The 15843-nt window shown below is 72.1% G+C and carries 12 protein-coding genes; 6 read left to right on the forward strand and 6 right to left on the reverse strand.

Features of this window, described 5'->3' with window-relative positions; translation table 11 throughout:
• Positions 1-29: 29 nt before the first annotated feature.
• Positions 30-2084 carry a TonB family protein gene (locus WMF36_RS41020; RefSeq protein ID WP_437576279.1) on the forward strand — a complete coding sequence of 685 codons (2055 nt, stop codon included), beginning with the start codon at positions 30-32 and terminating at the stop codon, positions 2082-2084.
• Positions 2085-2175: 91 nt separating this feature from the next.
• The gene (locus WMF36_RS41025; RefSeq protein WP_437482292.1) at positions 2176-2811 is read left to right on the forward strand and encodes an AMIN-like domain-containing (lipo)protein; all 636 of its coding nucleotides are present in this window, start codon (positions 2176-2178) and stop codon (positions 2809-2811) included.
• Positions 2812-2895: 84 nt separating this feature from the next.
• Here WMF36_RS41025 and WMF36_RS41030 read toward each other — a convergent pair whose 3' ends face one another.
• Together WMF36_RS41030 and mutM are read right to left on the reverse strand one after the other, a co-directional pair.
• Entirely contained in the window at positions 2896-4125 is a 1230-nt protein-coding gene (locus tag WMF36_RS41030; protein ID WP_437576280.1) for a LysM peptidoglycan-binding domain-containing protein, read from the reverse strand.
• A 79-nt stretch (positions 4126-4204) separates the two neighbouring features.
• Positions 4205-5071, reverse strand: coding sequence for a bifunctional DNA-formamidopyrimidine glycosylase/DNA-(apurinic or apyrimidinic site) lyase (mutM, locus tag WMF36_RS41035; RefSeq protein WP_437576281.1), 867 nt, complete (start codon positions 5069-5071; stop codon positions 4205-4207).
• 73 nt (positions 5072-5144) lie between these two features.
• On the opposite strand from mutM, the gene recD2 reads away from it, so the two are divergent.
• Positions 5145-7580, forward strand: coding sequence for an SF1B family DNA helicase RecD2 (gene recD2 / locus WMF36_RS41040; protein WP_437576282.1), 2436 nt, complete (start codon positions 5145-5147; stop codon positions 7578-7580).
• A 413-nt stretch (positions 7581-7993) separates the two neighbouring features.
• Positions 7994-9127 (forward strand): tetratricopeptide repeat protein, encoded by a 1134-nt coding sequence (locus WMF36_RS41045; protein ID WP_437576283.1) that lies wholly within the window; start codon positions 7994-7996, stop codon positions 9125-9127.
• A gap of 76 nt (positions 9128-9203) precedes the next feature.
• Here WMF36_RS41045 and WMF36_RS41050 read toward each other — a convergent pair whose 3' ends face one another.
• From WMF36_RS41050 to WMF36_RS41065, 4 genes are all read right to left on the reverse strand, one after another.
• Entirely contained in the window at positions 9204-10046 is an 843-nt protein-coding gene (locus tag WMF36_RS41050; protein ID WP_437576284.1) for an HAD family hydrolase, read from the reverse strand.
• Between the two features lie 85 nt (positions 10047-10131).
• Complete coding sequence (gene rpmA, locus WMF36_RS41055) at positions 10132-10389, reverse strand: 50S ribosomal protein L27 (protein WP_437482310.1); 258 nt, start codon at positions 10387-10389, stop codon at positions 10132-10134.
• A gap of 14 nt (positions 10390-10403) precedes the next feature.
• A complete protein-coding gene (rplU, locus tag WMF36_RS41060) occupies positions 10404-10712 on the reverse strand; it encodes a 50S ribosomal protein L21 (protein ID WP_437482312.1) in 309 nt (102 codons plus the stop codon).
• Between the two features lie 270 nt (positions 10713-10982).
• Positions 10983-13595, reverse strand: coding sequence for an ATP-dependent Clp protease ATP-binding subunit (locus tag WMF36_RS41065; protein WP_437576285.1), 2613 nt, complete (start codon positions 13593-13595; stop codon positions 10983-10985).
• Positions 13596-13675: 80 nt separating this feature from the next.
• Between WMF36_RS41065 and grxC the strand changes: the two genes are divergently transcribed.
• Both grxC and WMF36_RS41075 read left to right on the forward strand, forming a co-directional pair.
• Positions 13676-13969: a glutaredoxin 3 gene (gene grxC / locus WMF36_RS41070; RefSeq protein ID WP_437482317.1), complete on the forward strand. Its 294-nt coding sequence runs from the start codon at positions 13676-13678 to the stop codon at positions 13967-13969.
• A 200-nt stretch (positions 13970-14169) separates the two neighbouring features.
• The gene (locus tag WMF36_RS41075) at positions 14170-15843 is read left to right on the forward strand and encodes a serine/threonine-protein kinase (RefSeq protein WP_437576286.1); all 1674 of its coding nucleotides are present in this window, start codon (positions 14170-14172) and stop codon (positions 15841-15843) included.

The raw sequence follows: 15843 nt of genomic DNA on the forward strand, positions 1-15843 counted from the left end.
CCCCCGCCCTCGTGCGTATGATGAACGGCATGGGTGCGACCAGGAGCAGCGGTCAAGACCCGCTCATCGGCGCCACGATCGCCGATCGATATCGCATCGTCTCGCTCATCGCGCGCGGGGGTATGGGCAAGGTCTACAGGGCCGAGCAATCGGCGCTGGGACGGATCTGCGCCCTCAAGCTCCTCGTTCCCGACGAGCGCCGCGAGCAAGATCCGGAGTTCTTTCGGCGCTTTTCACGCGAGGCCGCCACCGCGGCGAGGCTCACCCACCCGAACTCGGTCACCGTCTTTGATTACGGCCGGGACGAACCACGCGGCATTTACTTCATCGCGATGGAGTACATCGCCGGGCGCACGCTGCACCGGGTGCTCCACGATGAGGGCGCGCTCCCCGAGGCCCGCGCGAGCCGCATCGCGCGGCAGATCTGCCGCGCGCTCGCCGAGGCGCACGGCCTCGGCCTCGTGCACCGCGATCTCAAGCCGAGCAATGTGCTCCTCGTCGACCAGGGAGACGAGAAGGACTTCGTGAAGGTGCTCGACTTCGGCCTGGTCAAGGACGTCTCGGGGCAGCAGCAGGACGATCTGACCCAGAAGGGCCTGTTCATCGGCTCTCCCAAGTACACCGCGCCGGAGCAGGCGATGGGCCACGAGCTCTCGTCGCGCGCGGACATCTACGCGCTCGGCGTCCTGCTCTACGAGATGGTCTGCGGCAAGGTGCCGTTCGACAAGAAGGTGCCCACGGCGACCCTCATGGCCCACGTCAGCGAGCCGCCGCCGCCGCTCGCCGGGCGCGCTCAGGCCGCGGTCGTGTCGCCGGCGATGGAAGCGCTCGTGATGCGGTGTCTCGAGAAGAACCCGGACAGGCGCTTCCAGTCGATGAAGGAGTGTCTCACCGCGCTGAAGAGCGCGGCGGGCGAGCCGATCGACCTCACGCGGGCCTCGGTGCCCGATCGCCTGCCCGCCTCGCAGCCCGGCGGCGCGCTGCCCTCGGCGCCGTCGATCTCGGGGCCGCGCATCTCGGCGCTCTCTCCCTCGCCGAACGAGCCGGGCGCGCCGCCTCGCGCGGCGCCGAGCGAGCCCGCCGCGCTGCCTCGCTCGGTGCAGAGCGACTCGCTCTCGCCTCCGCAGGCGCCCCCGACCTTCAGCGGGTCCATCGGCCCTCCTCGTCAGCCGCCGGTGTCCGTCTACTTCGTGGCGCTCGTCGCGGCGCTCCTCGGCGGGGGCATCGTGCTGGCGCTCACCGGGCACGTGCGCGGCCGCGCGCCGGACGCCGCGAGCGCCCCTGCCGCCGTCCAGCCCGCCCCCGTGCCGCTCGCCGTGCTCGCCGAGGCGCCGGGCAGAGAGCCCAGCGCGGCGGCCGAGTTCAGGATCGTGAGGATCGAGAGCGCCCCGCCCGGCGCCCGCGTGTCCGACCGCGGGACGGAGGTCTGCCTGGCGACCCCGTGCCGGCTCGTGCTGCAGGGCGCCGGGACCACGGCCGAGTACCGGCTCACGCTGACCAAGCCCGGCTACAAGTCGACCGTGCTCGCCGTCCGTCCCGAGGACGAGACCGCCTCGGCGGAGCTCGAGGCGCTCGCCGCCGGGGCGGCGGCGGCCCCGGCGCCGAGCCTGCAGGCCGCGGCGAGCGCGCCTCCGGAGCCGGCCCGGCCGGCCGAGCCGTCGAGCGCCGAGCCACCGAGCACCGAGCCGCCGAGCGCAGCCGAGCCCAGCGTCGCCCTGCCGACCGCGGCCACCCTGCCGGAGCCTCCGGCGGCCGCGCCCGCCGCGGTGCCAGCTGCGCCGGCGCCGGCCGCCCCCGAGATCCTGCGTTTTCAGCAGGGGATGACGCGCCCCGCGCCGATCACCGCGCCGGCGGTGGTCTACACGCGGCAGGCGCGGCAGGCGCGGGTCGAGGGGACCGTCCTCGCGAAGTGTGTTGTGACGACGGCCGGCAGCCTCACCGGCTGCCGGATCGTCAAGGGCGTGCCCCACATGAACGAGGCGGTCCTCGAGGCGCTCGCGGCGAGCCGCTACAAGCCGGTCACCTACCAGGGCCGGCCCGTCAACGTCGACTACGTGTTCTCGATCAAGCTCGTGCTGCCCTGAGGCGCTGGAGGCGCTGGCGGAGTCCGTCCCTCGCGGTGCCCCGTGTCGTCGCGGTGGACGCTCGGCGGCCGTGGCGCCATGGAAGCACCACATGAGGACCGCCGACCTTCTGCTCGCAGCCGCAACCTTGTCGCTCGCCGCGGGCTGCCGCGGCGGCGCCGGCAGCGAGCCTGCTCAGCCTATCCCGCACGTCACGCCGATCGACACGCGCGCCCCCGAAGGGCCGGCGGCGGACAACGAGCCGCCCACGCCGCGGCCTCCGAAGGAGGCGGATCCCACGAGCACCGACACATTCGAAGGCACCGCGGGCGCCACCGACAAGCCGCGCGCCGGCGCGAAGGTCGCGATCCTGCGCGACGTGCGCGCGGCCCGGCACGAGCACTACGACCGCGTCGTGTTCGAGTTCGAGGGGGACACGGTGCCGGGCTACCACATCGACTACATCGACAAGCCGGTGCGGCAGTGCGGCTCGGGCGAGGCGACCGAGATCGCCGGCGACGGATGGCTCGCCGTGCGCATGACCCCCGCCGCGGCGCATACGGACGCGGGAAAGGCCACGATCCCGTTCCGCGAGAGGAAGCTCGCGCTCGGCGTGGCCCTGGAGCTCGAGCGGACGTGCGACTTCGAGGCCGAGGTGACGTGGGTGCTCGGGGTCTCGTCGCCGAACAAGTACCGCGTCCTCGAGCTGACCAAGCCGGCGCGGCTCGTCGTCGACGTGAAGCACTGACGAAGACGGTGGCGGTGGCGACGGCGCCCGCGGGCACATCGCGCCGCCGGCGGGCCGGCACCGGCGGAGCGCGCCGTCCGCCGATCAGCCGCCCAGCGCGGGCCCGACTTCCTCGTGGCGCACCGGCGGAGCCGCCTCCGCCGCCCTCGGCGGGGGCAGCCGGCGCGGCGGCACGACGACGTGCTTCGGCGGGGCGGCGGGGCCGCTCGACGGCCGCGGGATGTTGTAGACGCGCCGCGCCTGGATCGCCGTGGATCGCAGGCCGTTGGCCCGCTTGATCGCCTCCACGGTGGTGCCGTACTTCCGGGCCAGCGAGCCCAGCGTCTGCCCCTTCTTCGCGGTGTGGCGCACGTAGTACGCCGTCGGCTTGATCACCCCGCGCTTCACGAGCAACGGATACGCGCGCACCGCCGACTCCTGCGCGATCGGGCTGTAGAACCGGATGTGGATGTGGTTCGCGTGCCCGCGGGCATGACGGATGAGCGGGCGCGGCTTCCTCGACCCGTACTGGAAGACGTCGTCGAGCCAGCCCTTGTCCTCGCCGATCTTCAGCGCGTGCTCCTTGAGCAGCCGCTGCACGCTTGTGTCGATGAGGATGAGCTCCACGTCGGACTCGGTGACTAACGCCCGGACGAAGGCCCAGGTGCGCTCTCGATCGAGGTTCGCCGCCGTGGCCCGCTGGTACCAGCGGTGCCGCGCGTCGAGGAAATAGCTGATGTCGACGTCGCGCCCGGCCTGGTGGCTCTTGTGCGGCGAGAGGTGGCCGCCGTCCCGGTCGCTGATGTGCCCGATGTAGAGCTTCGGGCTCCCCGGGAACTGTCGGTGCACCTCCCCGATCGTCCGGTCGAGCGCGTCGATCGTCTCGCGCGTCCCCCAGGCGTGGCCCGGGTCGACGAGCTCCCACCTGTCGCTCTCGGGCATCCGGATGCCGTTGAACAGCGCTCCCGCGTTGGTGGCGCCCACCGACATCGGCCCCAGCGCCGCCGGGTCCTTCGAGAGCAGCTCCTCGATCTGGGCCTCGGTCATCGCCGCGAGCGGCGAGTGCGCACGAGCGCCGGTGCCCGGCTCCGCCGCCAGGTCCAGGCCGTCGTCGATCTCCCCGCCGTCGTCGTCCACCTCGTCATCGTGCGCGGGCGCGGCCTCCTCCGCCGATGTCCCGGGCGCCGGCGCCGACGCGCCGGAGCGCGGCTCCGCGGAGGCCGCGGCGACCACGCGCAGCAGGCTGTCCTTGGACCGCGCCGCCTCCGGCGCCCTCCCGGCGCAGCCCGCGAGAACGAGGGCGCAGAGGACGGAAACCATGCTGCTGCGGCCCATCGCGGGGCCACTATACCGGCACGAAGAAGTCACGCCAACCGCGCCGCGCGGCGCGCAGCGCCCTTCGCGCGACGTGTGTTCAGCGCCGCGGTGCCCTGCGCAGCCCTGCTCGCGCCCGCGCGCGGCCGCGCTCCGGCTGGCACCGCGGGCAGAAGACGCTGGAGCGGCCACCGATCGCGCGTGTCTCCAGCGCCACGCCGCAGCGGGGACATGGCGCGCCGGCGCGCGCGTAGACGAGGAACGGGTTCGGCGCCGCGCCGGACTCGGACAGGTAGGCGATCTCCCCCGCGCCGATCGCCCCGAGCGTGTGCGCTATCGAGGCCAGGGCGCCCGCGCCGATCGCGGCCACCTCCTCGCGCGAGAGGGATCGGCCCGGCCGCGCCGGGTGCACGCCTGCCCGGAAGAGCGCCTCGGTCGCCTGGATGTTGCCGAGGCCGGCGATCACCGCCTGGTCCATGAGGATCGCCTTCACGGCGCGCGCGCTCGCCCGCACCCGCGTCATCAGGGCGTCCACATCGATCCCGTCGCGCAGCGGATCGGGGCCGAGCGCGGCGATCTCGGGGATCTCGCCCGGCGAGACGCCGCGCAGGACCGCGAGGCGGCCGAGGAGCCGCGGATCGTTGTAATGGAGCACGCTCCCCGAGGCGAGCTGCAGCCGGGCGCGGCTGTGGCCGGGCGCGGGCTCTCCCGGCGAGCGGCGCACCCACTTGCCGGACATGCCGAGATGGCTGAGCAGCACCACGCCGGCATCGAGCTCCAGCACGAGGTACTTGCCGAAGCGCGTGAGGCGCTCGAGCGCGCGGCCCGGGAGCTCGCGCTCGAATGCGTCGCGGCTCGATCGGCGGAACACGCGGGTCGTGTCGCCCTCGGCGGACGCGATCCGGTCGCCCGCCAGGAAGCGGCGCAGCGAGGCAGCGGCGTGCTCGACCTCCGGGAGCTCCGGCACCCGCGAGGACTATCACGCGCCGCCGCGCACGAGGGCGTTGCCGCCGGCGGGCCGGCGGCTACATGCTGCCCTCGTGCAACGGTCCCAGCGGAGCGGCGGCCCCGATCGGGCAGCCCGGGGGGCAGCCGCGCCGCCGCCGGACGACGCGCCGCGCCCGCACGACCGCGGCGAGCGACCAGGCGGGCCCGGCGAGCGCCAGCTGGGCGGCGAGCGCCCGCCGGGCGGCGGGGGCCAGCAGAGGCTCTTCTCGGCCAGGGAGGTGGCGGGCGACGGGTCCGCGACGGTCGAGGGCGAGGTCGTCCGCGTCACCTACGAGAGCGAGTCGAGCGGCTTCCGGGTGCTGCGGGTGGAGGTCACCGCCGGCGCCGCGCCGGAGGTCTGGGTCGGGGTGTTCCCGCAGGTCGGCCCTGGCACGCGCGTGCGGGCGACGGGGCGGTACGAGCGCGATCCGAAGCACGGCGAGCAGCTCAAGGTCGAGACCCTGCTGCCGATCGCCCCCGCCACGCTCGATGGGCTCGAGCGCTACCTCGGGTCCGGCATGGTGCAGGGCATCGGCCCCGCCTACGCGAAGCGGATCGTGGAGGCGTTCGGCACCGAGACGCTGGAGATCCTCGACCGCTCGCCGGAGCGGCTCGCCGAGGTCCCCGGGCTCGGCCAGCGGAGGGCGCAGGCGGTCGCGAAGGCGTGGGCGGCGCAGCGGGCGATCGGGGCCATCATGATCTTCCTCCAGGCGCACGGCGCCTCCCCGGCGCTGGCGAGCCGCATCTACAGGCGGTTCGGCCCCCACGCGATCGACATCGTCTCCCGCTCCCCGTACCGGCTCGCGCTCGACGTGTGGGGCATCGGCTTCAAGACCGCCGACCGGATCGCGCGCTCGATCGGCATCCGGGCCGACTCGCCGGAGCGGGCGCAGGCGGGCGTGCTGCAGACGCTGGTCGATCTGTCGACGCGCGGGCACACGCTCGCGGAGCGGCCGGACCTCGCGGAGCTCGCCGCGGCGATGCTCGAGCGCGACGCCGCCGAGGCCGACAGCGCGATCGACGCGCTCGCGGCGAGCGGCCACGTGCGGCTCGAGACGCTGTCGACCGGCGAGGTGGCCGTCTACCCGAAGGACCTCCACGAGGCCGAGGTGCGGCTCGCGCGGCGGATGCGCTCGCTGCTGGGGGACGACGAGGACGACGCGGCGGGCGACGCGCGCCTCGCGGAGGGCATCGACGGGGCGATCACCGCGTTCGAGGCGAAGACGAAGGTCTCGCTGGCGCCCGCGCAGCGGGACGCCGTGGAGCAGGCGGCGCGGAACAAGGTGCTGGTCATCACGGGCGGCCCGGGCGTCGGCAAGACGACCATCGTCCGGGCCATCCTGGCGCTCTTCGATCGCGCCCGGCTCCCGGTGCGCCTCGCCGCGCCGACGGGCCGCGCCGCCAAGCGGATGAGCGAGGCGACCGGTCGCGAGGCGGTCACGCTCCACCGCCTCCTGGAGTTCGATCCGAAGCAGCGCAAGTTCGGGCGCCAGCGAGGCCGCCCGATCGAGGCGGGGGCGATCGTGGTCGACGAGGCGTCGATGCTCGATCTGGCGCTCGCCGACGCGCTCCTCCAGGCCACGTCCGACGCGGCGCGGCTCGTGCTGGTGGGCGACGTCGATCAGCTGCCGTCGGTCGGGCCCGGCGCGGTGCTGCGGGACGTGATCGCCTCGGGTGAGGTGCCGACGGTGCGGCTCACGCAGATCTTCCGGCAGGCCGAGGGCAGCCTCATCGTCCAGAACGCGCACCGGATCCACGACGGCCTGCCCCCGGAGGGCGCGCGCGGGCCCGGCGGCGAGTTCTATGTGATCGAGCGGACCGAAGCCGAGGCGGCGGCGGAGCTGATCCTCCACCTCGTGACGGAGCGCATCGCCAAGGGGTTCGGGCTGGACCCGCGGCGGGACGTGCAGGTGCTGACGCCGATGCACAAGGGCGAGGCCGGGGCGATCGCCCTGAACGCGCGGATGCAGGCGGCGCTGAACCCCGAGGGCCCGAGCGTCACGCGTGGCGCGCGGACGTTGCGGCTCGGCGACAAGGTGATGCAGCTCCGCAACGACTACGACCGCGAGGTCTACAACGGCGATGTCGGGTTCATCACGGACGTGAACGCCGAGGAGCGGAAGCTCCTGGTGCGCTTCGACGATCGCGAGGTCGGCTACGAGGAAGCGGAGCTCGACGAGCTGACGCTCGCCTACGCGACGAGCATCCACAAGAGCCAGGGGAGCGAGTACCCGGCGGTGATCGTGCCGATCCTCACCCAGCATTTCGTCATGCTCTCGCGGAACCTCATCTACACGGCGGTGACCCGCGGCAAGCGGCTCGTGGTGCTCGTCGCGGATCCGCGGGCTGTGTCGCTGGCGCTGGCGGAGACCCGAAAGGAGGAGCGCCGCACTCACCTCGCGGAGCGGCTGCGCAGCGCGGCGCCGGAGCGCTCCGGCCCGGCGTGCGCGCTCAAGCCGGCCCTCGCCGCCGGCCCGCGACTCGACTAGGACGGCGCGCGGAGAGGGAGAGGGCGAGCGACATGGGCGTCCGTGACGGCGACAGCGACAGCGAGCAGGACCGCGATCACACGAGCGACCGCGAGCCGCGCGGCACCGCGACAGCGGCGGCGACGCAAGCCGCAGCGCGGCTGGTTCGGAGCGCGGCAAGCGCGGTAAAATTCACTGGAATCACGGGTGAAAACGCGGGTGAAAACGCGGGTAAAAGCATGAGCGGACCCAACGCGGCGAGGGGCCGCGCCCTGCGAGCTCCCCCGTTGCCCGGCTGGGCCCTCCCTGCTAGCGTTCGCGCCCCTTCTACACGAACTACGGCCCCCATCATTTCGGCGCGCAGGGTACCGGGGCGAGGCTGGGTGATTCCTGCGCCTCGGCGCGCGTGGGGGAGAGATCTCGGAGCATCGACGATGACGACCAACGGACAGCAGCAGGCGGCTGGGCTCAACATCACCGGCGGGGCAGCGATCGTCGCGCCCGTGAGCGCGTTCCCGAACGGCGTGCCGGGGAACGCGCTCATCGTCATCCCGGTGAACAAGCCGACCGATGAGCTGAAGGGCATGATCGAGAAGGGTCCCACGGCGGTGACCCTCGATCAGATGTGGCAGCTCCTCGGCTTCAACGGGCCGGCGGTGCAGGTGCAGGACGATCAGGGACGACCGATCGCGATCGGCCTGGAGGACCTGCTCGCCGGCCTCGAGAAGCACTGGACCGAGCAGCCTGACGACCTGAACCGCGGGCGCATCTACGCGCAGGAGCTCCTGAAGCACAACCGGGTGCAGCGCGCCGAGCAGGTGCTCTCGAAGGTGGTCGCGAAGGGAGGCACGGGCGACGACTGGCTCGCGCTCGGCATCGCGCAGCTCTCGCAGGACAAGCACGACAAGGCCGAGGGGACGCTGAAGGGCGCGCAGAACCTGCTCAAGGACAACCCCTACCCCTCGCTGCACCTCGCGAAGCTCTACCAGGCGCGCAAGGACGACGCGAAGGAGCGCGAGTACATCGAGAAGTCGATCGCGATCGACGTCGACTGCATCGACGCGTGGGCCTACCTCTTCCAGTACCTGAAGCAGCGCGGCGACGAGGCGAGCGCGGTCGACGAGATCGAGAAGTTCTCGGCCGACAAGAAGACGGCCGCGCCGTACATCGCGATCCAGGGCTTCTACGCGAGCAACGAGGAGACGCGCGACAAGGCGGTCGAGTACGCCAAGAAGGCGGTCGCGCAGAACCCGGACAGCCCGCTGGCGCTGCTCTGCCTGTCGGCGCTGTACGGGCAGAAGAACGACCTCGAGGCGGTGGTCCGCCTGCTCCAGCCGCACGAGGCGAAGATGAGCCGCGACGTGCGCCTGGCCAACAACTACTTCGAGGCGCTGTTCCAGTCGCGCCAGCTCGAGAAGGTGACCAAGCTGCTGAACGCGCTCGCAGGCTCTCCGAACAAGGAGGTCAAGCAGTTCGCCATCGAGCGCTCGCGCGCCGTCGCGCAGTACCTGCAGCAGCAGCAGCAGCAGCTCTCCGCTGCGGCCCAGCCGGCGCAGCGCAAGAGCTGACACGCAAAGGCGCGCGCGGGGGAGCGCTTGCGCGGCGCTCCTCCGCTTCCCGCCGGCGCTCGCCGTCCTCGTGCGCTCAGCGACCGAAGGCGCGGCGGATGGCTTCGGCGATGCCGCCGCCCCGCAGGCCGTCGGCTTCCAGGCGGTCTGTCGCCGCCCGCTTCACATCCTCGGGCGCCTGTCCCATGGCGAACGACCGCCCCGCGACCTCGAACATCGGCAGGTCGTTGAGCCAGTCGCCGACGACGACCACGTCCGATGTCGCGCAGCCATAGTGCTCCGCGAGCCACGCGATCGCCGTCCCCTTCGTCGGCCCCGCCGCGCGGACCAACATGGCGAAGACGCTCGTGTGACCGTCGTGCAGGAGCGGGAACGAGACGACGAAGGCTGAGTCACCCAGCTCGGAGCGGACCTCCTCGACGGCGGCCCTGACCTGCAGCTCGGTCCCGATCGCCACCAGCGCGAGCAGCCCATGCTCGTGCTCCCAGTACGGGTGCGACGAGACGCGCTCGACCTCGGCGATCGCGTTCGACCAGCCTCGGACGTAGTGGAGGTGCGGCGTGCCGGTCGCGTCGTGGACGATGCTATCCTGCGCGAAGAGGAACGAAGCCGTCGCGTGCCGCTCGGTGATCGAGCGCAGGAGGGCCGCCTCGGCGCCCGAGATCGTGCGCGAGTACAGGTGCGCGTCGCCCTCGGTGTGCACGATGTGGCTGCCGTCGACGCACGCGATGGGGCCGACCACGCCGATCCGCCGCGCGACCTCGCGCGTCCCCGAGTACAGGCGCCCGGTCGCGATCGAGACCGGGATGCCCGCGCTCTGGAGCCGCTGGATGGCGAGGAAATCTTCCTCGTGGATGGAGCCATCGCGACGGACCAGGGTCCCGTCAACGTCGACGGCGAGGAGCTTGTAGATCGTCACCGCGCTTGAATGGATCGTGAGCGCGCGGAGCGCGACAGGCGGGACGCGAGGGGACGGATCAAGAGGCCATCCCCGGGAAGAGAGTTCAGGAAGCCGGGTAGACCGACACCTTCTTCTTGGTGTTGGACTTCCATTCGTACTTCACGACGCCATCGACGAGGGCGAAGAGCGTGAAGTCGCGGCCTGTGCCGACGTTCTGGCCAGCGTGGATCGAGGAGCCGACCTGCCGGACCAGGATGTTGCCAGCGCGCACCGGCGCTCCGGCATACACCTTCACCCCGCGGCGCTGCGCCTTCGAGTCGCGGCCGTTCCTGGAGGAGCCGCCGCCCTTTTTGTGAGCCATGTCTACTTCTCCTGCTAGGCCGTGATGCCGGTGATCTTGAGCTCGGTGTACGGCTGACGATGGCCGTTCTTGCGGCGGTAGTTCTTCCGGCGCTTGAACTTGAAGACCACGATCTTCTTGCCGCGGTCCTGCCCAGTGATCTCGGCAGCGACGGAGGCGCCGCTCACGAGGGGCTTGCCAATCTTGGGGGCGTCACCGCCGACAAGGAGCACCTCGCTGAAGGTGACCTTGTCGCCGGCATTGCCGGCAAGCTTCTCGACCCGGAGCTTCTGACCTTCGGCGACCCGATACTGCTTGCCGCCCGTCTTGATGACCGCGTACATGGTGCGTCTTCCTCAACCTGGGGACCGCGATCCCTCACGTTACGCCACGCAATGACCCTCAATCTGAGGGCCCGGTGAGCAAGGGAGCGGCAGTATACGGACCTTCTTCGGCTTGGCAAGAGGTTCGCAGCGCCGCCGGCCAGGATCTTCGCCCGGAGGGTCAGCCCCGCGCCTTCGCGGTGGCGGAGCCCGGCAAGATCGCGGCTCCCGCGCGGCCCGGATCGCGCGCCCGGTCACGGTCGCGCTCGCCTCGCTCCCTGGTGCACTCCCTCACGCCTTGGTGAAGACGAACTTCTCGTCGATCACGTCGACCTGCATCGTCTGGCCGGGCTGGTATCCGCCGGCCAGGATCGTCTCGGCGAGCGGGTTCTGGAGCTCGCGCAGGATCGCCCGCTTCAGCGGGCGCGCGCCGAGGCTGGGCTCGTAGCCGAGGTCGACGAGCCGCGCCTTCGCGGCGTCCGTGAGGGCGAGGCGGATCTCCTTGTCCGTGAGCAGCTGCTCCAGGCGGCGGAGCTGGATGTCCACGATGCCCCGGAGATCCTCCTTGCTGAGCGCCTTGAAGACGACGATGTCGTCGATCCGGTTCAGGAACTCCGGGCGGAAGAACCCGCGCAGCTCCTCGAGCAGGACGTCGCGGATCGCCTCGCGGCCGTCCTCCGTGGTCCAGAGCTTGGCGTCGGTCTCGAGCACGCGCTTCGACCCGATGTTCGAGGTCATGATGACGACCGTGTTCGAGAAGTCGGCGAGCCGCCCGCGGCCGTCCGTCAACCGACCGTCGTCGAGGATCTGGAGCAGCAGGTTGAACACGTCCGCGTGCGCCTTCTCGACCTCGTCGAACAGCAGCACGCTGTACGGCCGGCGTCGGGCGGCCTCGGTGAGGAAGCCGCCCTGCTCGCTGTCCGCGTAGCCCGGGGGCGCCCCGATCAGGCGCTGGGCCATGTGGCGCTCCATGAACTCGCTCATGTCCATGCGCGTCAGCGCCTGCTCGTCGTCGAACAGGAACTCGGCGAGCGCCTTCGCGAGCTCCGTCTTGCCGACGCCGCTCGGTCCGAGGAACAGGAACGAGCCGATCGGCTTGCCCGGATCGCGCAGACCCACGCGCCCGCGGCGCACCGCCTTCGCGATGGCGCGCACCGCCTCGTCCTGGCCCACCACCCGCTGCGCGAGGCGCTCCTCCATCTTGAGGAGCTTCTCGGCCTCGCCCTCGAGCATCTTGGCCACCGGGATGCCGGTCCAGTCGTTGAGCGTCGCCGCCACGTCCGACTCGCTGACGACGTTCGAGGTCGGCGCGACCCCCTCCCGCTGCGCGGCCTCCTCGGCGGCCTGGAGCCGCCGCTTGATCTCCGGGATGGTGACGTGCTCGAGCTCACCGATCCTGGCGAACGCCTTGTCGCGCTGGGCGGCCTTCAACGCGTCCGTCGCGGCGACGAGCTCCCGGCGGATGGCCTGGCACGCGGCGATGACGCCGCGGCGCGACGCATTGCGGCTGCGCATCAACGACGCCTTCGGCTCGATCTCCGCGAGCTCCGCCTCCAGCCGCGCGCGGGTCTGGGTGCTGAGCTTGTCGTCGTCGTCCGCGAGCGCGGCGATCTGGGCGCGGAGCGCGTCGACGCGCCGGGTCAGCGAATCGACCTCGGCCGGCACCCCGTCGACCTCCACCCGCTTTCGGGCGGACGTCTCGTCGAGCAGGTCCACGGCGGTGTCGGGGAGCGCGCGGTCCGAGAGGTACCGCTTGGCCAGCGCGACCGCCGAGGCGATGGCGCTCTCCCCCACGCGGACGCGGTGGTGGGCCTCGTACTTCGTCGCGATCCCGCGCAGGATCTCGGTCGCCTGGTCGATGCTCGGCGCCTCCAGCGTGATCGTCGAGAACCGCCGGATGATCCCGGGGTCGCGCTCGTTGATCTTGCGCACGCCCTCCGGCGTCGTGGTGGCGATGATCCGGATCTCCCCGCGCGAGAGGAGCGGCTTCAGGAGCTCTCCGACGCCGGCGCCCTGCACCCCTTGCCCGAAGAGCGCGTCGAGGTCCTCGACCACGAGGATGCTCTCGGCGTCCTGCTCGCCGCGCAGGCGGTCGACAAGGACCTTGAGGCGCTGCTCGATCTCACCGCGGAGCTTCGCCCCGGCGACGAGCGCGCCGGTGTCGAGCTCGTAGAGGTGGGCCCCCGCCAGGTTCGTGGGCACGTCGCCGTGGGCGATCCGGTCGGCCAGGCCCCGGATGATCGCGGTCTTGCCCACGCCCGGCTCACCGACGATGAGCGGGTGGTTCTTGAACCGTCGCTCGAGGATCTGCAGCAGGCGGCGCGCCTCGACGTCGCGCCCGATGACCGGATCGAACCGCCCTTCGCGGGCGTCGGCGACGAGGTCCCGGGTGTAGGGCGCGGGCTGCCCGGGCTCGGACGCGCCGGACGGTGAGGGCGAGGGCTCCCGCGAGGCCGCCTCCAGCGCCCCGAGGTGCGGCCGGAACGCGCCGGGGCCGACGCCGAACGAGGAGAGGATCTCCCCCGCAGGCCCGCGGATCTCCTGCGCGAGCGCGTGGAGCAGGTGCTCGATGCCCACATTCGCCGACTTGTCCCGGGTCGCTTCCCGCTCGGCGCGCCCGAGGAGGTCGAGCAGCCGCGGGCTCACGTACGCCACCCCGCTGCCCGCCTTGGATTGCTTCTTCAGCGCGTTCTCGGCGAGCTGGAGCACCTCGTTCGGGTCGGCTCCGGCCCGCCGAAACACCTCGGATACCCCCCGGTCACGCTCCAGCAACCTCATCAGCAGGTGCAGCGGCGTGACCTCGGCGTGCTGGCGCTCGTCCGCGATCTGCTGAGCGCCGGCGACGACCTGCTTCGCGTCGCTGGTATAGCGATCGAGGTGAATCGTCCCCTCTTTCTCGGCCATGCGCGCAGCCTACCGCAAGGTGGAGCCCTGTGCGCTTGCATCTTTGGCCGCTCCGAGAAAGGAAAGAGGACGAGATGCCCATGCAAGCAGCCGAAGTCACCCTCTACGTCACCGACTACTGCGGATACTGCACGATGGCGAAGCGCCTGCTGACCCAGAAGCAGGTGAGCTTCACGCAGATCAACGTGGAGGATCGCGACGACCTCCGCGCCTGGCTGGTCAAGGCCTCCGGGCAGCGGACGGTTCCCCAGATCTTCATCAACGGCGTCAGCGTCGGCGGCTTCAGCGAGCTCTCGGCCCTGGAGAAGCAGGGCAAGCTCGATCCGCGCCTCGGCGAGGCGCCGAGCGCGGACGCACCTGCCATGCCGCGCTGAAGGGCGAGGGTTCCGATGTGCGACGGCGCCCGTCGCCGGGCGCACCCCTGGCCGCCCCTGCTGGCGAAGGTGCACCCTGGATGGGGTAGGTGATAAGCTGCCGCGCTGGGGCGGGGCGCAGCTTTCTTTGATACGGTTCGTCCATAGGGCCTCATGGGCTTCGCCCGCCCCTTCGCCCATCCTCACGAGTCGCAACCGCCATGCCTAGCAGCACCGACACCACTGCCGCAGCGACTCAGCCGGTCGAGGGCGCGCTCGTCGGAAAGCGGGTCCAGAAGTACGAAATCGTACGGACGATCGGGCGTGGCGGGATGGGCATGGTCTACGAGGCGCTCAACACCGCCATCGGCAAGCGCGTCGCGATGAAGTTCGTCGACGCCGAGCTCGCGCAGAACAAGGACGCCGTCGCCCGGTTCCACCGCGAGGCGCAGGCGGCGAGCGCCGTCGAGAGCGCGCACATCGTCGAGATCTTCGACTCCGGCTTCGCCGACGACGTCCCGTTCCTCGTCATGGAGCTGCTCCGCGGCGAGGACCTCGGCCACCGCATCCGGCGCTGCGGCAGGATCGAGCTCGGCCAGGCGCTCCACGTGACCGCGCAGATCCTCCGCGGCCTCCACCGGGCGCACGAGGCGGGCATCGTCCACCGCGATCTCAAGCCGGACAACATCTTCCTTGTCGACCGCGACGACGACCCGAACTTCGCCAAGATCCTGGATTTCGGCATCTCGAAGGTGCGCCGCACCGACGGCGTGCCGGCCCACACGTTGACCCGGCAGGGTACGGTGCTCGGCACGCCGTTCTACATGTCGCCCGAGCAGGCGCAGGCGTTGCCCGACGTGGACGGCAGGACCGATCTCTGGGCGGTCGGCGCGATCCTCTACGAGTGTCTCACCGGGCACCCGCCGCACAGCGGCAGCTCGTACGAGCAGGTCATCGTCAACATCTGCATGAAGGACGCCCAGGATGTGCGGATGAGCAACCCGGCCGTCCCCGAGCCGATCGCGCGCGTCATCGCGAGGGCGCTCACGCGGGACAGGGACGCGAGGTTCTCGTCCGCGCGGGATTTCCTGGACGCGCTGGTCGCGGGGGCCGGCGGGCTCCTCGGGTCGCGGCGCAGCTCGAGCGACGAGCTCGGGGCGCACACGACGAGCGCTCCTGGCGTGCCCGGGCAGACACCGATGAAGCACACGCCGGGCGACCCGAACATCGCGCTGGATCCGACGCTCGAGGTGCACGGCAGCGGCTCGAAGGTGGGCTGGTCGAGCAACGGGCGCACGGGCGCGCGCGGGCCGCGGCGGCTCGCGCTCGCCGCGGTGGCGCTGGTCTCGCTGGTCGGCGGGCTCGCCGGCGCGGTCCATCACGCGCGCCGCTCGCCGGCGGCGCGCACGGAGGCTGCCGCGCCGGCGCCGCCTACCCAGGTCTCCGTCGAGCTCCGGACGAACGCCGAAGGCGCGCGCTTCACCGTCGACGGCGTGGCGCTGGCCGATCGCACGCTGCGCGGTCGCACGGGCGAGACGAAGCGGGTGCGGATCGAGGCCTCCGGATACATGCCCGTGGACAAGGAGGTGACGCTCCAGGCCGGCAGGGCCCCGATCGAGGTCCTGCTCCACCCGCTGCCGGCGGCCGTGACGCCGGCGCCCACCGCGGCCGCGGCGCCAGCGCCCACCGCGGCCGCGGCGCCAGCGCCGACCGCGCCCGCCCCCGCGCCCAAGGCCGCGCCTAGCGCGAAGAAGACGGCGACGCTCCCCTTCGCGGCGCGTCCCAGGACCACCGGCACCGGCGCAAAGGCCGCCGCGCCGGGTCAGGTCGCGCCGGACGTCGCGACGTCGAAGCCCGCGGGGGTCGCGGCTGGTTTGCAGCTCAAGGTCGACTGA

It is taken from the genome of Sorangium sp. So ce887, from assembly GCF_051521455.1.
GTDB lineage: Bacteria > Myxococcota_A > Polyangia > Polyangiales > Polyangiaceae > Sorangium.

What these genes read in the sequence shown, in the direction of transcription:
- grxC (WP_437482317.1), top strand. Translation starts at nt 13,676, where the DNA reads ATGCAAGCAGCCGAAGTCACCCTCTACGTCACCGACTACTGCGGATAC.
- WMF36_RS41075 (WP_437576286.1), top strand. Translation starts at nt 14,170, where the DNA reads ATGCCTAGCAGCACCGACACCACTGCCGCAGCGACTCAGCCGGTCGAG.
- rplU (WP_437482312.1), bottom strand. Translation starts at nt 10,712, where the DNA reads ATGTACGCGGTCATCAAGACGGGCGGCAAGCAGTATCGGGTCGCCGAA.
- WMF36_RS41025 (WP_437482292.1), top strand. Translation starts at nt 2,176, where the DNA reads ATGAGGACCGCCGACCTTCTGCTCGCAGCCGCAACCTTGTCGCTCGCC.
- WMF36_RS41045 (WP_437576283.1), top strand. Translation starts at nt 7,994, where the DNA reads ATGACGACCAACGGACAGCAGCAGGCGGCTGGGCTCAACATCACCGGC.
- WMF36_RS41065 (WP_437576285.1), bottom strand. Translation starts at nt 13,595, where the DNA reads ATGGCCGAGAAAGAGGGGACGATTCACCTCGATCGCTATACCAGCGAC.
- rpmA (WP_437482310.1), bottom strand. Translation starts at nt 10,389, where the DNA reads ATGGCTCACAAAAAGGGCGGCGGCTCCTCCAGGAACGGCCGCGACTCG.
- WMF36_RS41020 (WP_437576279.1), top strand. Translation starts at nt 30, where the DNA reads ATGGGTGCGACCAGGAGCAGCGGTCAAGACCCGCTCATCGGCGCCACG.
- WMF36_RS41030 (WP_437576280.1), bottom strand. Translation starts at nt 4,125, where the DNA reads ATGGGCCGCAGCAGCATGGTTTCCGTCCTCTGCGCCCTCGTTCTCGCG.